A 19,708-nucleotide genomic window follows, 5' to 3' on the forward strand; every position below is an offset into this window, starting at 1 on the left:
GCGAACCACGGGGGCTGGCCCACCCATTCGGCACTCCGAAAACCTCGGGGGTACCCTCAAGGACTTGATAACGTTAATGATCGGTGAGGGGCGAAAGCCTGGGCCACCCGCCCCTCAAGAATTTGATAAGGTAAATAATCGGTCAGAGGCGAAAGCATGGAACCCGCCAAGTCTGTGTCAGGAACAAGATTGGTTAATACCCGACACACCCTTGGCGATTGCCACGGAGATGTCCCGGATTGCGTTGGATATGCGGGACAACAGCCGAGACCTGAAGGAAAAGAAGCAACGGCTCGAAATTCTTGCCAACGCTTTCCTGGGAATCACCGGGCAGGATCAGGAACAAGATTCCACCTCGCAACTGGACAAATCAGACAGCGAACCCACTTACACTATGTAGTTGTTACATGAACCGTAGTGAGGCGATCAGATCAAGTTCGCCGAGGTGCTCACCCATAACTCTTGGCAGGCAGCAAATTCATGAGGGGACTTTTGATAAGAGTCGGAATCGACCAGTCCGAAGAGTCTGGCGATTGGAATGCCCCTGTCAATACCGAGACTAACCGATTCATTTTCGTTCCGATCAGAGATCGTTACAACAACTCGGGCTACATCAAGGATGGGGAACGAATTTACGGAAAAGAAGTGCCTTCAGCACTTGCAGACTTCGAGCGTGAGTGTGGGGAGAGCAATAACATATGTTTTCAACTCCCTGCTCGGCTACTTCATCAGCCTATGCATCTCGATCCGGATTTTCTGCGCCTGACTTACGGCGATGATGGCAAGAGAGGTAGGAAGTTGATGCAGTTCGGCGAGGACGATTTCCTTGTTTTTTATGCAGGGCTAAAGCCGATCTGTGGCGGAAGACTGGAGTACGCACTAATCGGGCTGTTTACACTTGCGGGACGACCACTTGATGTCACTCAGGTGCCTGACACGCAGAAGTTGTATAACGCTCATACTCGCTGGAATTCGGTCAACGCTGGGGACATCGTTGCTCACGGCAAACCCGGAGAATCTGGGTTATTTGCTCGGTGCATTCCAATCGGAGAGTGGCGGAATCGAGCCTACAGGGTCGAGAGCAATCTACTGAAGCGGTGGGGTGGACTCGATGTTAATGACGGTTACCTTCAGCGCAGTGCTCATTTGCCAGAGTTTCTGCAACCCAAACGGTTTAGAGATTGGCTCGACGACCAAGGTTTCTCAATGCACCGGGCGCAGTATCAGGCTGGACTCTCGTCGGAGAGCACCTAATTCAGCGTTCTGACGTTCGATCTACGTTTTCATCGAAGCACCTTGTGGATTTGAATGTGCCCGTCACTTCCCATCGAGGCAACGATAGTCCCCATCGTCCAAAATGAGCCACGCAAGAGGGCTTCATATTCCGCGTCATTGTCAAATGATGCCTTCGGTCCACATGCTAGGTGTGTATGGTCGTTCAAGGTGTCACCAAGACAGAGGTCTTGATTAATGGCTGCCCGAAAACGATACCGTTTGTCAATTACCAGACCTGTATGCGACTTTACATAAAACTCAACGTACGCAATTGGCTGGCCGTTCTCTAGCTCTGCTTGTTCCTGCTCTTCCCTACGCCGCTGCTCTTTCGCCCTACGCCGCTGCTCTTCCGCCAGATCCACTTCTCCCTGTAGTGCAATCGTTGTGTCTACTGCTGCGAGCCGCTGCTTGGCCTGATCGACCAGACTGCTCGCTGGAAACTTAGCGAGGACTGTTTCAAAGTCTGCCTTCGCGCGATCTAGGTATCCATGGGTCTGAGCATATACTCCATCGTGATAGCAATAAACCGCACTCATCCGCTCGACGTTCAGTTCTCTGGTTCCATCGGGCCATTCAATGCGACCTGCTTTCTCTTTGCCACCTGGGAGTATAACTAGGTCAAAATCCTTCTCCCCGTTGAGGAATTCAGTACGCCCTACTTTCTTGGTGCCGTCTGGAAGCAGAGTCACGTCAAAACCCTTCGACCAATCGGGATGTTCCTCACGTCCTGTCTTTACGGTGCCGTCTGGAAGAATCGTCACGTCAAAACTCTTTCCTCCATTGGGGAATTCACTGTGCCCTATTTTCTGGGTGCGGTCCGGAAGTATAGTCACGTCAAAATCCTTCCTCCCGTTGGGCTGTTGAACACGAACTATCGTCTTGGTGCCGTCCTTCAGTGTACGTTCCCCGAACACTCCGGTGCCATCCGGCAAGACCTCATCCTTTGCCTTGTTGCACCCGGTTGATAATCCAACAGCTACCAGAAGCGATAGGGCGATGATCGTTCGCTTCATGGTCCTTCTCCCCATCATGAACTCCAGCAGGGAACTCTGGAGCGAGCAAATTACCAAGGTCATTGTGACCTGCCCCCCAAAATTTAGTCCAGCGTGAAATGTGACTTCTCCATATAGGATCCCCTGGGGGCTGGCCCACCCTTTCGCGCTGGAAAAGGTTTTGCGGGTGCCCCACCCTTGTTGCTCGCTCCTTTCGAGCGACAGGGTGGGGATTGTCCTTGCAGTGTGGGTCTTTTCTCCCACCGCAACTCCCTGAAAACAAAGACACGCGCAAAATCTGGATTTGTATAGCTCTAAGCTATGTCAAGAGCTTTATTTTTCGTGCCCCTAACTCGCTGATCCTGCAAGACAAATCGTTCTGCCCCGCCGCACTCCCGCCTCTTCGATTTGCTACTCTGGATGTAGCGAGCCTCGCGCCCGCCCCGCTGCCTCCGCAGCCGCCGATCTTTGAAAAACCAGCGCTCTTCCGTGACTTACCCGGCCCCTGGCTACTAGCTACAGCGACTAACTTCTTTGTTTAACTTATTTTGCAAACTCCGCGTTGCAAACAAAGCGACTTCTGCACAGATGCAACAGATCTCAAGCGCTAAGTCCTTTGTTTCAACAGATCACGGTAGGGGGGAGGGGGTCTGAATCTGGACCGTCGCTCAAAACCCTTCGCTGACCAGCTTCTCCACGTTGATCTCGCGCGGCGCCTCACCGCGAAGCATTTTCTCCGCGTACTTGGCGATGATGTCGGCCTCGATGTTGACCGGATCGCCGGGTTTGAGCGACTTCAGGTTCGTCGCCTCGAAGGTGTGGGGGATGATGGCGACCGTCACCTTTGTGCCCTCGATCTGCGCCACCGTCAAGCTGATGCCCTCGATGGAGATCGAGCCCTTGAAGACCACGTACTTCGCCAGGTCGGCGGGAATCTCGACGTAAAGCCAGAAATCCTCTTTGCCCTCGATGCGTTCCAGGCCGAGGAACATGCCCACGCCGTCCACGTGTCCCTGGACGATGTGCCCGCCCATGCGCCCGCCGGCCTTCATCGGGAGTTCGAGATTCACCTCGAAACCTGGCTTCAATCGGCCCAGCGAGGTGCGTGCCAGCGTCTCGGTCGCCAGATCGAACCCGATGCGGTCGGGCTTCAACTCCACGGCGGTCAGGCAGACTCCGCTGACCGCGATGCTGTCGCCCTTTCTCATCTCTTGGATGAGGTTGTTGGAGGAGACCACCAGGCGCGTGGTGCCGTCGCCGCCGGTCACGCGCAGGACATTGCCGACTTCTTCGATGAGTCCGGTGAACATTTATAAGACCTCGTATGGATCGCGAAGATAACCTTCGACTGCGAAATCCTCGCCAAAGCGGTGAAGCGTGATGTTCTTCACGTATGCGGCTTCGCTGATGCGCCGGAAGCCCATGCCTCCGGCGAATGGGACCGAGCCCGTCCCCGCCAGGATCTTCGGCGCGTAATAAAGGAACACTTTGTCCACGATGCCCGAGGCGAGCGCCGCCCAGTTCACCAGCGCGCCGCCCTCGATTAGCAGGGAAGTGATCTCCAGTTCGCCCAGCCGCCTGGCGATCCGCACCAGGTCGGGACGCCCGTCGTTGGCGGGTCCGAGCGAGACCTGCTCGACGCGGATGCCGTGCTTTTCCAGCGCGCGCTTCTTCTTCTCCTCGGCCAGGGAGCAGAAGACCAGGACGTCGTTCTTCGCCGTCTTGACCAGGCGGGATCCCAGCGGCAGGCGCAGCCGCGAGTCCACGATGACGCGCAGCAACGGCCTGCGCCGCGGCTGGCCGCTGCGGTCGGTGAGCAGGGGATCGTCGGCGACGATGGTGCCAACGCCGACCATGATGGCGTCGCTTGCATGCCGCAGCTCTTGCACGTGGGCGCGCGCCTGCTCGCTGGTGATCCAGCCGCCGGTGGCGCCTCTCGATCCCAGCGCCGACGGATTGTCGCTCTCGCCCGGTGGCGGTGCGATCTTGCCGTCCAGCGTCATGCCCGCCTTCAGCGTCACCAGCGGCAGCTTGGTGCGGATGTACTTGGCGAACCACTCGTTGAGCTTGCACGCCTCGGCCTCGAGCACACCTTGTGTGACCTTGATGCCTGCGGCGCGGAGGCGCGCAAAGCCTTTGCCTCCGACCTGCGGGTTCGGGTCGTGCGTGGCTGCGACCACACGCTTGATACCGGCCGCGATCACCGCTGCGGCGCACGGTCCGGTCCGCCCCTGGTGCGGGCACGGCTCCAGCGTGACGTACAAGGTTGCGCCGCGCGTTTTGTCGCCGGCTTGTTCGAGGGCTAGCACCTCCGCATGCTTTACGCCGTCGTAGGTGTGTGTGCCGCTGCCTACGACATCGCCGGAGGCGTCCACGACGAGGGCGCCGACGGCGGGATTGGGCGAGGTGAGGCCTACGCCGCTCCGGGCCAGCTCGAGCGCTTCCTGCATGAAGGTGACGTCAGTGGGATGAGTTCTCACTTTCGATCGTCTTCCGGTTCCGCCACTGCCACCGCGCCGCTGCGCCCTTTGGGGCCGCGACGGACCGGCACAGGGCGATATGCATAGGGCTCGGGAGGTTCTGCCGCTGGCTTGCGCCGGCGCTTCAGCCATTCGATCAATCGGCGGAATTGTGGGACTCTCATCTATCGCTACGCGAATAAAGATTCCACAAAATCCTCGGCTTTGAACGGCAGCAGGTCGGTGGCTTTCTCACCGACTCCGACATACCGCACCGGCAATCCGAGCTCGCGCGAGATCGCGACCACCACGCCGCCCTTCGCCGTACCGTCCAGTTTGGTAAGCACGATGCCGGTCACGCCCGCGGATTGCGTGAACAAACGTGCCTGCTGCAATCCGTTCTGCCCCGTGGTCGCGTCCATCACCAGCAGCGTCTCGTGGGGCGCACTCGGCACCAATTTGCCGGCGGCGCGCCGCATCTTGTCCAGCTCGGCCATCAGGTTCGACTTGGTGTGCAGGCGCCCCGCAGTGTCCACGATGACGTAGTCCGTGTGGCGCGACTTCGCTGCCTGCACGGCGTCGTAGAGCACCGCCGCAGGATCGCCGCCCGGCTTGGTCTTGATGACCTCGGTTCCGGTGCGCTGGCCCCAGATCTCGAGCTGCTCGATGGCGGCGGCGCGGAAGGTGTCGGCGGCGCACAGGAGGACCGTCTTGCCCTGGGCGCGAAGCGTCTGCGCCAGCTTGCCGATGGTGGTGGTCTTGCCCGTGCCGTTGACGCCCACCACCAGGATCACTTCGGGCGGCGTTTCTACTGTCCGCACCGGCTTCTCCGCCGCCGTCAGGATGCCCGCGATCTCTTCCTTCAGCAGCCGCTTCAGTTCGTTGATGTCCTTGATCTGCCGGCGGTCGGCCTTGTCGCGCAGCTTCTCCAGGATCTCGTGCGTGGTGGTGGTTCCGAGGTCGGCGGCGATGAGCGTGGCCTCCAGGTCGTCGAGCGTGTCGCGGTCGATCTCCTTGCCGATGGAGACGATATCCTCGATGCGTTCGGCCAGGCTCTCGCGCGTCTTCGTGACCGCCTGCTTCATGCGGTCGAAGAAACTGGGCTCCTGCTCGATGCTTCCGAAAAGGGTCTGGATCATGAGTGCGTCCCGGTTCCTCAGCGAAACAGTCAATTATACGGAGGTGCGCGACGAAAAGATTGAACTGCGGAGATCGCAGAGCACGCAGAGAAAAACCGCAAAGGCTTTCAATCCCTCTGCGGTCTCGGCGATCTCTGCGGTTAAGTTCTCAGGACTTTGCGACTTGCACGGGCTGAGGAGCGGCGCCGCCGGCGCCAGCTACGGCAGGCGCAGCTTCCGGCTGGACCGTAGCTGCACGGCGGATCTTCAGGTCGCCACGCTCGAACACCGCGGTCAGAGCCCCCACTACTTTGGGATCAAACTTGGTGGCGGCCAGCGAGTTGATGATGCGCACCACGTACTCGGGGTCCATCGCCGCCTGGTAGGGACGGTTGGTGGTCATGGCGTCGAAGGTGTCGGCCACGGTGATGATGCGCGCCACCAGCGGGATCTGGTCGCCCTTCAGTCCATAGGGATAGCCCCGCCCGTCCAGCGACTCGTGGTGCAGCTCGATGCCCGGGATCATGTCCTTCAGCATCGTGACCGGGCGCAGGATGGTGGCGCCCTTGGTGGTGTGGGTCTTCATGACCTCGAACTCTTCCGGCGTGAGCGCACCCGGCTTCTTGAGGATGCGGTCCTCGATGCCGATCTTGCCCACGTCGTGGAGTTGCGCCGAGATCTGGATCTTCTCGACTTCGTGCGGCTCCAGCCCGAGTTCCTTGGCCAGCAGCACGGAGTACTTGGTAACGCGGTCGGAGTGGCCGCGCGTGTACGGGTCCTTTTCGTCGACCGCGCCCGCGAGCATCTGGATGGAGCCCATGAACAGCTCGCGGTTCTCCTCGGCGGCGCGCTTGAGGTCCTGCACGAAGCGCTCCAGGTCCGAGGACATGGAATTGAAAGTATCCGCCAGCTCACCGAACTCCGTCCGGCTCTTGAGGTGGACGCGCCTGGAGAAATCGCCCTTGGCGATGGCCTGGCTCGACTCGGTCAGGATGTCGAGCGGGCGGGTGATGGAACGCGCCGCCAGGAAGGAGATGACGATGCTCATCAGCACCGCGAAGATCGCCCACAGTCGCGCTGAGCGCTGCATCTCGAAGACGCCCTGGTAGGCGTCTTTCTGCTTTTTCTGTGCCACCACGGCCCAACCCAGGGTCTGCGCCGGGCTGTAGGTGCCCAGCATGGGCACCTCTTCCTTGCCCTCCATGACGTTGAACTCGCGGGTGGCCGCGAACTGCGCCTTGCCACCCTGTTCGGCGAAGTTCTTCACGATCTCGAACCTGGTCATGTCCTGGCCGGTGGCATAAGACGGGTCGGCGGCGGCCACCAGGCGTCCCTGATGGTCCACCACGTAGGTGAACAGGCCGCCCTGGTCGGCTTCCCGCAGCCGCTTGATGACAAACTCGAGGTCCACCACCGCGCCGATCATCCCCAGGAAGCGCGTATCCACCTTCAGTGGCGCGCTGACCAGCATGACCGTCCTGGACTCCTTGCCGGTGCTCACAGCCAGGGGCTGGCCGGTATAGTCGCGGCTGTCGCGGGCAGCGGCAAAGGCGCGTTCCAGCTCGCGCTGCATGAAAACGTCGGGAGCCATCCGCCCGGCGGAGATGCCCTTGGCATCCTCGTTCAGCAGGGTGGCGTAGGCGATGTCGCCGCTGGAAGTCACGAAGCGCTCCAGCAGGGCGCGCAGCTCAGGCGTGGCCACGTGGTCGCCGGTGATGTTGCCGCCGCTGGCAATCTCCACCGCCGACGAAAAATTCGCCAGCATGGCATGGCGCGACATCTGCCGCAGCTCGATCTGATCGCTCATCGAGCGCGTCACCGTGTTCTGCGAGAGCATCTCGTTGGTCTTCAGGCGATCGCGGTTGGTGGCCACCACCTTGTCCGCATAGAAGTACAGCGGAACCACGCTGATCAGCACCAGCACGGCCAGAATCAGATGAAGGATGGGTATACGTCTGGGCATAATGACGGATGAATTGCGACGGATTGTACCGCGAATCTCTTCGGCCTTAGCGCAAAATTCACGCCCGCCGGGTTACTAAAGTATTGACCTGCAAGGCTGAGGGAGGCCTCAGGAGCAGATGCGAGCGGGCGGCGCGGGATGCAGGGAATTTGAAGACCCTGGATGCCGTTTTGGGAAACTAGGCGGAGGTCTGGAAGTTGAGTTCGCCGGTGGCGGGGCGGGTCATCAGCTCGCGGATGGCGTCGCGCGCCGGCTTGCCCTGGTGCAGGATGGCGTGCATCTGCTGTGAGATCGGCATCTCCACTTTCATTTTGGCGGCGAGTCCCACGGCGGCATTGGTCGTCAACACTCCCTCCGCCACCATGCCACGCATGCCGGCGATAATGTCGTCGAGCTTGCGGCCCTTGCCCAACTCCACGCCGACGCTGCGGTTGCGCGATAGGCCGCCAGTGCAGGTGAGCACCAGGTCGCCCATGCCGGCCAGCCCGGACATGGTCAGGGGCTGGCCTCCGCAGGCGACGGTGAGGCGCGTGATCTCCGCCAGCCCGCGCGTGATCAGCGCGGCGACCGTGTTGTGACCCAGCCCCATGCCGTCGCAGACGCCGGCAGCGATGGCGATCACGTTCTTCAAGGCGCCGCCCATCTCGACCCCGACCACGTCGTCGTTGGTGTACACGCGGAATGACGGGTCGCTGAACTCTCTCTGCACGGTGCAGGCCAGCCCGTGGTCGTTGGAGGCGATGGCGACCGCAGTCGGGTCGCCCTTGGCCACTTCCCTGGCGAACGACGGCCCGCTCAGCGCCCCGATGCGCAAGGGAAACTTCTCGTCCAGGACCTGGGCGATGACCTGGGTCATGCGCAGCAGGGATTCGTTCTCGATGCCCTTGGTGGCGCTGACGTAAAGCATCTCCGGCCGCAGGTGCGGCTTCATCTGCTGGAAGAGTCGGCGGGTGTGGTGCGAGGGCATCACGCTGACCACGATCTGCGCGCCGTCCAGCGCCTGCGCGAAGTCGTTGGTCGCTGTGACGCTCGCCGGGACAGGAAGTCCGGCGAGGAACAACTCATTGAGATGGTGCGTGTTGATGGACTCGCAGACTTCCTTCTCGTAGGCCCACAGGCGGACGCGGTGGCCGCCCTTTCGGCCGAGAGCAATGCAGATCGCGGTACCCCAGGCGCCGGCGCCGATGACCGCGATGTTCATGCGCGTGTCCTCTTGAGCTCGAGGCGGTTCTCGGTTCCGGCGAGCAGGCGCCGGATGTTCTGGTGGTGCTTGAGGATGATGAGAGCGGAAGCCAGCGCCATGAGGAGCAGAACTGGTGGTGGGTACTCCTTGCGATTCAGTATGTAAGCAAACAGAGGAAACGCCGCCGCTGCAGCGATTGAACCGAGAGAGACATACCGCGAGGCAATCACCACCGCAATGAAGATGAGCAACACGGCTCCGATTGCATTTGGGGCGAGAGCTAAGAAGGCACCGACGCCTGTGGCGACACCCTTTCCTCCGCGAAATCTTAACCACACAGGAAACATGTGACCTAGAATCGCACAAATCGCTGCTATCGATCCGGCTAGGTATGGGGCGGGCGGGAATGGCGGGCCGACTGGATCATACATTTGGGTATCCGCTAACAGCTGTGCCCACCCGAGCAATTCATGTCGAAAGAACCCATACGCAACGATGACTGCCGCGAAACCCTTTGCGGCATCCAGCAGCAGTGTCGCAATTCCCAAGCCGGGGGCTTTGCGTGCAACGTTGGTCGCTCCGATATTGCCGCTACCGGACGCCCGCACGTCCTCGCCACGGAAGACGCGCATGAGGATGTAGCCGAACGGAATCGAACCGAGCAGATAAGAAACAACAGCGATGATGGCGTAGGTACTCAGCATTCCCCAGCGGCTAAAGCCGCCTTTTCTCATTGCATCCGAATCGGCACGGCTAAAGCCGTACCCTGACACGCAGATTGATGTGCCGAAAGCAAACTGCCAAGTGCTAACTGCTCCGTAGCACAAACCGCTCCAGCTTCGAGTACTGCGCACCTTTCGGCGACAGCGTGCTCAAGTACAAAGAGAATTCGCGCGCGGTCATTGTACCGAACTCGGGTGCGGGCATCTGCGCCAATCGCTCCTGCAAGCGCCGGAAAGTGGGGTTCGCGCGGTCTTCCTTCATGCGTTGGGGACGCCCCGAGCCCGCGCGGGCCAGGGTGAGGTGAGGCGAGAACGCTCTCCGCTCGCGCTCGATGCCCAGCGGTTCCAGCGCCGCATCCACTGCACCCGCAAGCCGGGCCAGACGCTCGTCGGCCTCGATCCCGATCCAGAACACGCGTGCAGACTTTGCCGTGGGGAAGAAGCCGGTGCTGCGGAAGCTTACGTCCATCCTATCGCCTGCGACTCCAGACAGGGCTTCCTTGATCGCCGCCAGCTTGTCGTCGGGCTGCTCGCCGATGAACTTCAGCGTGACGTGCAGCGATTCCGCCGCCACCCAGCGCACGTCGGGCGCGAAGCCACGCACGCCTTCCATTAAGGTGCGGATCTTGTTCCGGATCTCATCCGGGATGTCGAGAGCGACGAATAAACGCATGTGTGATTTGCAATTTGTAATTTGCAAAGTCTGACGTCGCGACGGGTGACCGTTACTTTACAAATCGCAAATTACAAATCACAAATCGCCTACATCAACTTTCGTCGTACCAGGTCCAGCGCCTGCTGCGTGGCCCAGCGCCGGATGCGCTCGCGGTCGCCGGGAAAATGCCGCTCCACCACGTCGGTTCTGCTCCCATCGGCGAGGGCGACGTACACCAGCCCGACCGGTTTCGATTCCGAGGCGCCGCCCGGGCCCGCGATCCCCGTCACGCCGACACCGAAGGTCGCCTTGCACTTCTTCCGGATGCCTTCGGCAAGCGCGATCGCCACTTCCTTGCTCACCGCCCCTTTCTCCTTGATGAGCAGCGGAGGGACATCGGCAAAGATCTTCTTAAGATCGTTGGAATACACGATCGCGCCGCCCAGGAAGTAACGCGAGCTGCCGCTGACCGAGGTCAGGCGCGTGGCCAGCATGCCGCCCGTGCACGATTCGGCGACGGCGATGGTGGCGCCCCGCATGTCGAGGTAGTAGCCGACGATCTGCTCCAGCGTCTCGCCGTGGGTGGCGAAGACGAACTCGTCGAACTCGTCCTCGAGTTCTCCCGCCAGCTCGTCCACGCGCGCCTGCGCCGTTTCCATGGCGTCGGCCCGGCAGACCAGGTGGAGCTGGCACTCGCCCACATCCGCCAGGATCGTGGTTCGCACGTCGTCGTACTTCTTGTAGATGGCGGAGGCGCGGCGGTCGCACTCCGATTCGCCCATCATGGCGATCTTCAGCTCGCGTTTGCCGAGGAATGCGGGCGGAAGGTTTGCCTTCAGTCGCTCGAAGCACTGTTCGTCGAACATCGGTTTCAGTTCCCACGGGGGACCCGGCAGCAGCAGAAGGATGCGGTTACGCCCTTCGACGGAACGTTCCAGCCACTGTCCGGGGGCGCTTCCGCGCGGGTTGGGCAGCACGAACGCGCCGGGCAGCACGTCCGCCTGCTGCAGGTTGTTGTCCGGCATCTTTATGCGCCGGGCGGCGAAGCGCTTGTAGAGTTCGGTGACGATCTCGGGGTCGCGCTTCAATTCGATTCCCAGCGCGTCGGCGACGGCTTCGCGCGTCAGATCGTCTTCGGTCGGTCCCAGCCCGCCCATAAAGATGACGACGTCCGCCCGTTGCATGGCGATGCGCGCCACGGCGGTGAGATGCTCGCGGCTGTCGCCCACCACGGTCTTGAAGGCGACCTGGATCCCCAGCGCGTTCAACTTCTCGGTCAAATAAAGGGAGTTCGTATCCTGGCGGTACGGCGTGAGAAGTTCCGACCCGATGGCAACGATCTCGGCGATCACATGGGAAAGGATAGCATTCAGCACTCAGCCCCTGAGAGTCGGCTGAGATCCGGCCGCTGCATGCTAGTCGAGCAGCGACTTCCCCTGGATATTCCAGGTCAGGTGGTGCACCGCGTTGGTGGTGGCGAGGATGGCGGAGCGGCCTGGGGCGAAGGCGAGGCCGACCAGGCTGTGTCCGGAGACCACGGTGCTGGCCTGGGCATCGGGCGTGAGCCTCACGATGCCGCGCTTGCCGCCGAGAGAGGCCGCGACATACAGGTTGCCTTCCGCGTCGAAAGCGATGCCCTGTGGACGTCCGAGGCCGCGGTAGAAGACGCTCGCGCTCCCGTGGGGGTCGACTTTGTACACGACATCGAAGCTTGAAGTCGTGGGCCCGGCCACGAACAGGTCGCCGCTCGGGCTGAACGCCAGGTGGTAGGCGGAGATGCTCGGCTCCAGCGTGGCGAAGACGAAGATCTGCCGGTCGCGCGCGATGCGCCAGATGGTGCCCGTGCGGTCGCCCACGTACAGGTTCTGCTCGCGGTCGAAGGCGATGCCGGTCGCGATGCCCATGCCCTCGGCGTAGGACGACATCGTCCCGTTCGGCGCTACCCGGTACACCGTCCCGTCGTAGCGCGACGAAACGTACATCTGCCCTTCGCGGTCGAAGGCGATGGCGGTGGCGTTCATCATCTCGGAGAGGAACGGCTTCACCAGGTAGTTGGTGTCGATCTTGTAGATGGAAACAGGCACCTTCTGTCCGCGCGAGCCGGAGAAAGTGACGTAGATGTTGCCCTCTGCGTCGAGCGCAGGATTGGCCACCGGGTGCAGGCTCTCGGCGATAGTGACCGCCACCCCGAGGTTCGACGGATTGCTGGAGGAGCCATTGGTCGAAACCACTACGGCGCCGGAAACGGCCGTCTCCGGCACGCGCGCGATCAGAAAATCGTCCGAGCTGATGACGATGGGCGCCTCCAACTCGCCGATCTTCACCCGCGGGCGGTGAAGGTCCGGCGGTTTGAGACCGCTGCCCACGACGCGGAATTCCCCTCCGGGCAGGGCGAACCCCGGGACCACCGCTTCGATGTGCGGCTTGCCGTTCACGTTCTTCTTGCCGAGCAGGCGATCCGAAATGCCCATGTGTTTTGGATGCGGCGTTCCCGTCCGCGGTTAAAGCAGGCCCAGTCGCAACAGCACCTGGACCACGATGAGAGCGTAAAGCCCGGCTCCGACATCGTCGAGCATGATGCCGACGCCTCCCGGCAATCGTTCCAGGCGGCGCACCGGCGGTGGCTTCACAATGTCGAAGACACGGAAAAGTATAAAGCCCGCAATCAGAGATTTCCAACGGAGCGGCGCCGCCACCAGCGCGAGCATCTGGCCGGCAACCTCGTCGATGACGACGAACGAAGGATCATGGCGCCCGCTTTCGCGCTCCACCACGGTGGCGGCGGGGATCCCGACGGCGGTCACAGCGATCGCGGCCGCCAACGCCGCAGGGATTTGAAATCCCTGGGGGATCTGCCGGGCGGCGAAATACCACAGGACCATGGTCGCCGCCGAAGCCCACGTGCCCGGGCCGGGGCGAAGGTGGCCGATGCCGAAGAACGTCCCCACCACCCACGCCCAGTGCGTGCGCTTGGGCGCGGCTTCAGGAGCGGCGTCGCTCATGGGTCTCCTTGGAATGACCTTCGGTTCGGCTGCGATCCTGCTCGAATTGGGCTTGCCGGATCTCGGCGTCGCCGATCGCCTCCGGATCGGTGATGGGGCGCGAGATCACGTACGCCCCGCTCGCCCACTTGCCCAGATCGATCAGCCGGCAGCGCTCGCAGCAGAAAGGGAACTCCGGATCCTTCCGCAGGACCAGCTTGCGGCAGGTCGGGCAACGCAGGCTGCGTACTCGCCTTCTTGGCATGGCTCCCGCTAGCGACTGGCGACTACAACAGGCGCGCGACCAGGTCGTAGTCGTGCGCTTCGGTGATCTCGCAACGATAGAACCGACCGGCGACCAGTTCGTTATCTCCGGGGTCACTGACAAAAACCGTGCCGTCGATCTCGGGTGCGTGCATCTCGGTGCGCCCTTCCCAGAGCAGCTCGGTCTCGCTGGATGGCCCTTCCAGCAGCAGCTCGAACTCGCGCCCGACCAGCCCGCGCTTTTTTCTGCGGCTGATCTGCTTCTGGATGGACATCAACTTGCGCCGCCGCCGCTCGATCTCCGCGCGCGCCACCTTCTTGTCGAGACCGTGGGCCGTTGCGCCATCCTCGTCGGAGTAGCCGAAAACGCCGAGCCAGTCGAACTGCGCCTCGCGCACGAAATCGCACAGTTGCTCGAAGTCGCGCTTCGTCTCGCCCGGAAAACCGACGATGAACGACGTGCGCAGCGTCAGGCTGGGGATTGTCCGCCGCATCTTGTCGATGGAGCGCAGGAAGATGTCGGCGCCCGCTCCCCGCTTCATGCGCTTCAGCACCCCTGGCGAGGCGTGCTGCAAGGGCACGTCGATGTAGGAGCAGATCGTTTCGTGTGCGGCGATGGTCTCCAGCAGCCGCCCCGTGATCTTGTTCGGATAGGCGTACAGGAAGCGGATCCAGCGCAGTCCTTCGATCCCCGCCAGCTTAGCCAGCAGCAGCGCCAGGCCGTCCTTCAGCTCGAAATCTTCGCCGTAGCAGGTGGTGTCCTGGCCGATGAGCGTGATCTCGCGCACCCCGTCGCGCACCAGGCGTTCGGCCTCGGCGACCACCGACTCGAAGCGCCGCGAGCGGAACTTGCCGCGCAGTTGCGGAATGATGCAGAACGAGCAGGGATGATCGCACCCCTCGGCGATCTTGATGTACGCCGAATGCTTCGGCGTGGCCAGCATGCGCGGCGTGTTCTCGTCGTAGAGGTAGTTGGGCAGGTCGGCGATGGCCCCGTCCCACGACTCCCGCGAGAAACGGCCAGCTTGCTCGCGAGCGTCTCCTTCCGAGCGCGACTGCAAGATCATGAACGGGCCCTGGAAGACAGCCGAGGGCGGCTGTCCCACACGGGCAATGCCCGCCGCATCCAGGATCTGCTCCAGCCCTCCCGTACCGACGACCGCGTCCACTTCCGGGATGTTCTTCTGGATCTCGTTGCGATAGCGCTCGACCAGGCATCCGGCCACGATCAGCTTCTGCGCCCGGCCCGAGAGCTTGTGCTGTGCCATCTCCAGGATGGCGTCCACCGACTCCTGCTTGGCCGTCTCGATGAAGGAGCAGGTGTTGACCACGATGACGTCGGCTTCCTCTGCGCGCGGCGTGATCTCCGCCCCCGCAGACGCCAGCAGGCCCATCATGACCTCGCTGTCCACCAGGTTCTTGGGGCAGCCCAGGCTCACGAAGCCAATCTTCTTCCTGGGCGACACGGCCGCGCTGGACTGCGCGGGCGCCTCCACTGTCAGGGTGTTTTCAGGCATGCAATCTTCTTATTCTACCAACTACGCCGGTGCGCTGGACGCCGCCTCGATGCCGTATTTTTCTGCCAGGAAGCGACGCAGACGGGCTGGAAGGTCGGACGCCAGCTCCTGCCAGGTCAGTGTCTTGCACCGGAGCCGCAGATCCACCGGGCGCACCGCTCGCATCACCGCATGCCACTCTTCGCGCAAGTCGGGGCGGCGCGCGTCGAGCAGGACGCAGAACGACATCCCCAGCGCCTGCGCCGCCAACACGTTTCGGATCAGCTGATACGAGAGATATTGCTCGCGCGACTGCGGCAGCGCGCGCCGGTCGAAGACCTCCGGGAAATCGCGATAAGCTTCAACCACTGCTTTAGCTTTCTGCTGGAAGTCATTCTCCGTCAGCTTCGATTCAATCAGCAGGTCGCCCAGGAGCATGTCCACTTCGGTGCGGTCGGAGCGGCCATTGGCAAGGGGCACGCGGGCCTTGAAGCCGAATTGTGGGCGCACGTCCGGCGCCACGCCCAGCCGCCGGCATACGCGCCCATCCGCAAACGTCCGCGGATAGCAGAACACATTCATCAGCAGCGCGTCGGAGCTCATGCAGCTATCCAGTTCCTTCCGTTTACCGCCGAACATGTGCGGCAAGGACTTGCGGTGCGTGTGTGCCTTCGCCAGCCGCTTGCGCCACGCGGCATCACCCAGGATGGCACGATACGCCGCGTCGAGGAAGTTCCCGTGCAGGCGGCGTTCGTCGTCAGCCTCGTACACGATCACCGGCGCCTCGCCATAGCTTTCGACGAAGATGTAGTGGTGGGCAGCGGCATACCGTCGGTTGCGCTCGGAGATCTCCCGGCGGAGTGCGAGGGCAGGGGAAAGGCTCATCGTGGCAGGCCGGAGATCGCCTCGAAGAGTAAAGGCAGCGCGCGGGCGTCCTCCGGCGAGTCGCCGAAGCGGGCGCGCTCGTAGCGGCGCGTGAATTCCTCCACCGCGCGGCGCAGCGCTGGGTCCTCGATGGTCAGAGTGAACTCGGCGGGCGTCTGTGTCACCAGCTTTCGCCATCCTCGGCGCGCCACGCGCCGGGTCATGCGTCCGTACCAGATGCTGGCTGCGGCTTGAGGCGCGCGCTCCGGGCGCAGGGCGAGGCGGCGGTCGCGCCATCCGCGCCACAGCCTGCCCGCATTTACCAACAGCAGAAGCAGCACCACCGCCCCGACCAGCCGTGCTCCGTACCGGCTCGGTTGCGCGCTGACGTTCTCCGTCGTGTGCCGCGCCCGCTCGATCAGTTGTTCGTAGTGTTTCCGCACCCACAGCCGCGCGCGATCGAACCCCAGGCGCCCGCGCGAGATCACCGTGTTCGAGACCGTCGCCTGATGCTGGAAGTCGTAGTTGATGATCCACTCGCGCCAGAACTCGCGCGCCGCGTCCAGATACAGCAGGAAGCGCGACCAGGAGGTGGGCATCTGCTTGGGGTCGGGAGGTGTCGGGTCGAAACTCACCCAGCCGATTCCGGGGAAGAAGACTTCCACCCAGGTGTGGGCGTCGCTGGCGCGGATGATGTAGCTCCCGGTGATGCCGTTGAATTCGCCGGTGCGAAAGCCGTTCACCAGGCGCGCCGGGATGCCTTGACTGCGCAGCATCACCGCCATCGCGGATGCGAAGTACTCGCAGTGTCCCTCTTTGCGCACCAGAAGGAAATCCGCGATCGGGTCCTTGGCCAGCTGGCGCGGCAGCACCAGCGTGTACCCGTACTTGCTCCGCAGGTATTCCTCGATGGCCGCGGCTTTGTCGAACTCGTTCTTGGCCCCGGCGGTGATCTCCGCCGCCAGCTTCCGCACCCGGGGATCGACCGACGGGAGCTGCAAATAGTTCAGCGCCACCTGCGGCGGCACATCCCGGCTTGAGGGGCGCAGGGTCGCAGGGTCGGGCTCGTAGATGTTGGAGACGGCGCGGTACGCGCTTACCATCCGGTCGCGGTCGGAGTTGTAGATGGACCCGGCGTCGTCGGTCGCTATCTCCCGGTACGGCCCGTACAGCAGTTGCGGCTTGGCGGCGACGAAGAAGACGTTGGTCCCTATGGGCTCCATGAGCACGCGGTAGCGCACAAAGCGCCGCCACCGCGGCGGGGCCGCGATGCCGGCGGCGGTGGCGTCGGACCGGGTCAGGTCGAAACCTCCCTCGCTGGAGAGATGGAGCACGCGCTGTTGCGGCGGGTTGCTCCAGCGCGTCCCATCGAAGATGCCCAGCGCTACCCCCCGCCACTTCAGGTCGAAGGCGCCTTGCGTGTCGCCGTCGATCTGGATGTGCATCACCACCTGGCTGGAGCGCTTGATCTCACCGATGTCGCCGAGCTTCACGTCATCGCTGAAGCCGGTGACCAGCTCGTTGCGCGGCGCGAAGGAACTCAGATAGCGCGCCTGCCAGCGGGGCAGGATGAAGAACAGCACGGATCCTCCGGCGAAGATGGCCGCCACCAGCGCGACCGCCGTCCCCGAGAGCGAGACCCCCATGCGCCGCACCGCGCCTGCCTCCCGCGCGCGGCTCTGCGCCCCTTCCGCCGACAGCTTCATCTCCATACTGATAAAGGTGGCTACGGCGAGCAGCAGGAAAACGGAGAAGATGGCCAGGAAGATGGTGTCCACTGTCCACAGCGCCGAGGCCAGCACCGCGCCGAACGACAGCACGATCAGGTACAGGTGGTCGCGATGGCGCTGCACCGAGAACATCCTCACCACGGTGGCGAACAGCAGCAGGTGCACGGTCGCGGTGATGAAGTTCTTGCCGGAGAGTACGTAGAAATCCACGAACCAGAAGACCGCGTAAGCGACGGTCAGCCGGCTGGTCCAGCCCTCGGAGAGCAGCGTCGTGTCGTGCTTGAGTAACTGCCGGCCGCGCAACAGCAGCGCCGTGGTCACGACGAAGGCTGACAGCAGATCCAGCTTGCCTGTGCTGACCAGCGTGGCGAAACCGGTCACGATCAACAGGTAGAGCGAGACCTCGAAATAACGCTCCACCGCGGTGCGCGCCGGGACCGGCGCGGGACGCTGGGTCGAGAGGATGGACAAGTTCCCCATCTGGCGATCTGGCCATCGGGCCGAGTTTCAAGGCTTCCGCAAACCCACATTACTCGGCCCGATCACCCGATGGCCAGATGATAAAATACTTTTCGTCAGGTGTCGGGTCCTACGCGACGCATCCCCGCCAACCCCGCCAGGTCCGGAAGGAAGCAACGGTAACGGGTTCTTGCATGTGCAGTGGGCTCCCCGATACCTGGCTTTTTGTTCTTTACCGGCATCCGCATTCCGGCGGTAACACATGCAAGAACCCGTTCCGGGTGAGCCGCCAGTCCGCGCTGTCGCGCGCGGGCTGGCGGCGAGGGCGAAGCGGCGTACGCCGCGCAGCCCTGGGAAGAACGCATCTTGTATGTGCAGTGGGCTCCCCGATACCTGGCTCTTTGTCTCTGCGGCGCGCGCCGTCTTGCCCGCCACTCGATCCCATAGACTTGGCCGCGTTGATACGTCAGAATAAGGGGTTTATTCAAGGAGAACTTTCTTGCCTAGTCCGATCAGGGCCAAGATCTCGGCACTCGGGACCTACGTACCTCCGCGCCTGCTGACCAACGCCGACCTGGAGAAGATGGTCGAGACCTCCGATCAGTGGATCGTAGACCGCACCGGCATCCGGCAGCGGCATATCGTCGAGAATGGCCAGGCAACGTCCGATCTGGCGGTCGAGGCGGCGCGGGCCTGCCTCAAAGAGCGCGGCATCGAGCCGAACGAAGTGGAGCATATCATCGTCGGCACGGTCACCCCCGACATGTTCTTCCCCTCCACGGCCTGCCTGGTGCAGCACAAGCTGGGCTGTCCCGGCGCCTGGGGCTTCGACATCTCCGCCGCCTGCTCCGCGTTCGTGTATGCGCTGCAGTGCGGGGCACAGTACGTGGCCTCCGGCTCGCACAAGAAGGTGCTGGTGATTGGCGCCGATGTGATGTCTTCCATCATCGACTACACCGATCGTGCCACATGCGTTATCTTCGGCGACGGTGCGGGCGCGGTGCTGGTCGAGCCCGCGGACGGCGATGGCCTGGGCATCATCGATTACCTTCACGAAGTGGATGGCTCGGGCGGCTGCTCGCTCTACATGCCCGGTGGCGGCAGTCTTCATCCCTCCAGCCACGAGACCGTGGACAAGAAGATGCATTTCGTCCACCAGGACGGACAGGCGGTGTTCAAGTACGCCGTGCGCAAGATGGCCGACATGTGCGAGCGGCTGCTGGAGCGCAACGGCTATTCCGGCAAGGACATCGACTGCTTCATCCCTCACCAGGCCAACCTGCGCATCATCCGGGCCACCGGCGACCGGCTGGGACTGAGGCCGGAGAGCGTCATCACCAACATCGAAGAGTTCGGCAACACCACCGCCGGCACCATCCCACTGGCCATGCAGACCGCGCGCGATCGCGGGAAATTGAAAAAGGGAGACCTGGTGTTGCTGGCCGCCGTTGGGGCGGGCTTCACCGCGGGCGCAACCTTGCTGCGCTGGGCGTACTGATGACCATCCGCGCGACCTTCTGAAACGGTCGAGTGTTACACTCACCAGT

18 protein-coding genes and 1 other RNA gene are annotated in these 19,708 nt (G+C 62.6%); 4 read left to right on the top strand and 15 right to left on the bottom strand.

The window, feature by feature from the left end:
* The first annotated feature begins 76 nt into the window (after window positions 1-76).
* Entirely contained in the window at window positions 77-400 is a 324-nt protein-coding gene (locus LAN37_04990) for a hypothetical protein (protein MBZ5646563.1), read from the top strand.
* A gap of 62 nt (window positions 401-462) precedes the next feature.
* Entirely contained in the window at window positions 463-1,254 is a 792-nt protein-coding gene (locus LAN37_04995) for a hypothetical protein (protein ID MBZ5646564.1), read from the top strand.
* A gap of 29 nt (window positions 1,255-1,283) precedes the next feature.
* Here the strand turns inward: LAN37_04995 and LAN37_05000 are convergent, their stop codons facing one another.
* The 15 genes from LAN37_05000 to LAN37_05070 all read right to left on the bottom strand — a co-directional run bounded on the left by LAN37_05000 (window position 1,284) and on the right by LAN37_05070 (window position 18,182).
* Window positions 1,284-2,288 (bottom strand): hypothetical protein, encoded by a 1,005-nt coding sequence (locus LAN37_05000; protein ID MBZ5646565.1) that lies wholly within the window; start codon window positions 2,286-2,288, stop codon window positions 1,284-1,286.
* 647 nt (window positions 2,289-2,935) lie between these two features.
* Window positions 2,936-3,577 carry a riboflavin synthase gene (locus LAN37_05005; protein ID MBZ5646566.1) on the bottom strand — a complete coding sequence of 214 codons (642 nt, stop codon included), beginning with the start codon at window positions 3,575-3,577 and terminating at the stop codon, window positions 2,936-2,938.
* A complete protein-coding gene (gene ribD, locus LAN37_05010; protein MBZ5646567.1) occupies window positions 3,578-4,717 on the bottom strand; it encodes a bifunctional diaminohydroxyphosphoribosylaminopyrimidine deaminase/5-amino-6-(5-phosphoribosylamino)uracil reductase RibD in 1,140 nt (379 codons plus the stop codon). It abuts the gene before it with no gap.
* Between the two features lie 200 nt (window positions 4,718-4,917).
* Window positions 4,918-5,865 (bottom strand): signal recognition particle-docking protein FtsY, encoded by a 948-nt coding sequence (gene ftsY / locus LAN37_05015; protein MBZ5646568.1) that lies wholly within the window; start codon window positions 5,863-5,865, stop codon window positions 4,918-4,920.
* A 148-nt stretch (window positions 5,866-6,013) separates the two neighbouring features.
* On the bottom strand, window positions 6,014-7,807 hold the full coding sequence (locus LAN37_05020; GenBank protein MBZ5646569.1) for an HD domain-containing protein: 1,794 nt from the start codon (window positions 7,805-7,807) through the stop codon (window positions 6,014-6,016).
* Between the two features lie 178 nt (window positions 7,808-7,985).
* Window positions 7,986-9,008: an NAD(P)-dependent glycerol-3-phosphate dehydrogenase gene (locus LAN37_05025; protein MBZ5646570.1), complete on the bottom strand. Its 1,023-nt coding sequence runs from the start codon at window positions 9,006-9,008 to the stop codon at window positions 7,986-7,988.
* Window positions 9,005-9,694, bottom strand: a complete 690-nt coding sequence (gene plsY / locus LAN37_05030) for a glycerol-3-phosphate 1-O-acyltransferase PlsY (protein MBZ5646571.1) — start codon at window positions 9,692-9,694, stop codon at window positions 9,005-9,007. Before plsY ends, LAN37_05025 begins: the two co-directional genes overlap by 4 nt.
* 103 nt (window positions 9,695-9,797) lie before the next feature.
* Window positions 9,798-10,385: an RNA 2',3'-cyclic phosphodiesterase gene (gene thpR, locus LAN37_05035; protein ID MBZ5646572.1), complete on the bottom strand. Its 588-nt coding sequence runs from the start codon at window positions 10,383-10,385 to the stop codon at window positions 9,798-9,800.
* 89 nt (window positions 10,386-10,474) lie between these two features.
* Window positions 10,475-11,719 (bottom strand): competence/damage-inducible protein A, encoded by a 1,245-nt coding sequence (locus LAN37_05040; GenBank protein MBZ5646573.1) that lies wholly within the window; start codon window positions 11,717-11,719, stop codon window positions 10,475-10,477.
* 63 nt (window positions 11,720-11,782) lie between these two features.
* A complete protein-coding gene (locus LAN37_05045) occupies window positions 11,783-12,838 on the bottom strand; it encodes a gluconolaconase (GenBank protein MBZ5646574.1) in 1,056 nt (351 codons plus the stop codon).
* A 30-nt stretch (window positions 12,839-12,868) separates the two neighbouring features.
* Entirely contained in the window at window positions 12,869-13,369 is a 501-nt protein-coding gene (locus LAN37_05050; protein ID MBZ5646575.1) for a phosphatidylglycerophosphatase A, read from the bottom strand.
* The gene (gene yacG / locus LAN37_05055) at window positions 13,350-13,613 is read right to left on the bottom strand and encodes a DNA gyrase inhibitor YacG (GenBank protein ID MBZ5646576.1); all 264 of its coding nucleotides are present in this window, start codon (window positions 13,611-13,613) and stop codon (window positions 13,350-13,352) included. The genes LAN37_05050 and yacG overlap by 20 nt, the downstream gene beginning before the upstream one ends.
* Window positions 13,614-13,635: 22 nt before the next feature.
* The gene (rimO, locus tag LAN37_05060; GenBank protein ID MBZ5646577.1) at window positions 13,636-15,129 is read right to left on the bottom strand and encodes a 30S ribosomal protein S12 methylthiotransferase RimO; all 1,494 of its coding nucleotides are present in this window, start codon (window positions 15,127-15,129) and stop codon (window positions 13,636-13,638) included.
* A gap of 21 nt (window positions 15,130-15,150) precedes the next feature.
* Window positions 15,151-15,993 (bottom strand): hypothetical protein, encoded by an 843-nt coding sequence (locus tag LAN37_05065; GenBank protein MBZ5646578.1) that lies wholly within the window; start codon window positions 15,991-15,993, stop codon window positions 15,151-15,153.
* Window positions 15,990-18,182: a DUF3488 and transglutaminase-like domain-containing protein gene (locus tag LAN37_05070; protein MBZ5646579.1), complete on the bottom strand. Its 2,193-nt coding sequence runs from the start codon at window positions 18,180-18,182 to the stop codon at window positions 15,990-15,992. The genes LAN37_05065 and LAN37_05070 overlap by 4 nt, the downstream gene beginning before the upstream one ends.
* Before the next feature lie 100 nt (window positions 18,183-18,282).
* Between LAN37_05070 and ffs the strand changes: the two genes are divergently transcribed.
* Both ffs and LAN37_05080 read left to right on the top strand, forming a co-directional pair.
* Window positions 18,283-18,380: signal recognition particle sRNA small type (ffs, locus tag LAN37_05075), an RNA gene on the top strand.
* Window positions 18,381-18,660: 280 nt separating this feature from the next.
* Window positions 18,661-19,659: a ketoacyl-ACP synthase III gene (locus LAN37_05080; GenBank protein MBZ5646580.1), complete on the top strand. Its 999-nt coding sequence runs from the start codon at window positions 18,661-18,663 to the stop codon at window positions 19,657-19,659.
* Window positions 19,660-19,708 lie beyond the last annotated feature (49 nt).

The organism is Terriglobia bacterium (genome assembly GCA_020073495.1).
In the GTDB taxonomy this organism is placed as follows: Bacteria; Acidobacteriota; Terriglobia; order Terriglobales; family Acidobacteriaceae; genus JAIQFD01.

Excerpts from the sequence above, each read along its gene's own strand:
- LAN37_04990 (MBZ5646563.1), top strand. The coding sequence starts at position 77 with ATGATCGGTGAGGGGCGAAAGCCTGGGCCACCCGCCCCTCAAGAATTT.
- LAN37_05000 (MBZ5646565.1), bottom strand. The coding sequence starts at position 2,288 with ATGAAGCGAACGATCATCGCCCTATCGCTTCTGGTAGCTGTTGGATTA.
- LAN37_05005 (MBZ5646566.1), bottom strand. The coding sequence starts at position 3,577 with ATGTTCACCGGACTCATCGAAGAAGTCGGCAATGTCCTGCGCGTGACC.
- ribD (MBZ5646567.1), bottom strand. The coding sequence starts at position 4,717 with ATGCAGGAAGCGCTCGAGCTGGCCCGGAGCGGCGTAGGCCTCACCTCG.
- ftsY (MBZ5646568.1), bottom strand. The coding sequence starts at position 5,865 with ATGATCCAGACCCTTTTCGGAAGCATCGAGCAGGAGCCCAGTTTCTTC.
- LAN37_05020 (MBZ5646569.1), bottom strand. The coding sequence starts at position 7,807 with ATGCCCAGACGTATACCCATCCTTCATCTGATTCTGGCCGTGCTGGTG.
- LAN37_05025 (MBZ5646570.1), bottom strand. The coding sequence starts at position 9,008 with ATGAACATCGCGGTCATCGGCGCCGGCGCCTGGGGTACCGCGATCTGC.
- plsY (MBZ5646571.1), bottom strand. The coding sequence starts at position 9,694 with ATGCTGAGTACCTACGCCATCATCGCTGTTGTTTCTTATCTGCTCGGT.
- thpR (MBZ5646572.1), bottom strand. The coding sequence starts at position 10,385 with ATGCGTTTATTCGTCGCTCTCGACATCCCGGATGAGATCCGGAACAAG.
- LAN37_05045 (MBZ5646574.1), bottom strand. The coding sequence starts at position 12,838 with ATGGGCATTTCGGATCGCCTGCTCGGCAAGAAGAACGTGAACGGCAAG.
- LAN37_05050 (MBZ5646575.1), bottom strand. The coding sequence starts at position 13,369 with ATGAGCGACGCCGCTCCTGAAGCCGCGCCCAAGCGCACGCACTGGGCG.
- yacG (MBZ5646576.1), bottom strand. The coding sequence starts at position 13,613 with ATGCCAAGAAGGCGAGTACGCAGCCTGCGTTGCCCGACCTGCCGCAAG.
- rimO (MBZ5646577.1), bottom strand. The coding sequence starts at position 15,129 with ATGCCTGAAAACACCCTGACAGTGGAGGCGCCCGCGCAGTCCAGCGCG.
- LAN37_05065 (MBZ5646578.1), bottom strand. The coding sequence starts at position 15,993 with ATGAGCCTTTCCCCTGCCCTCGCACTCCGCCGGGAGATCTCCGAGCGC.
- LAN37_05070 (MBZ5646579.1), bottom strand. The coding sequence starts at position 18,182 with ATGGGGAACTTGTCCATCCTCTCGACCCAGCGTCCCGCGCCGGTCCCG.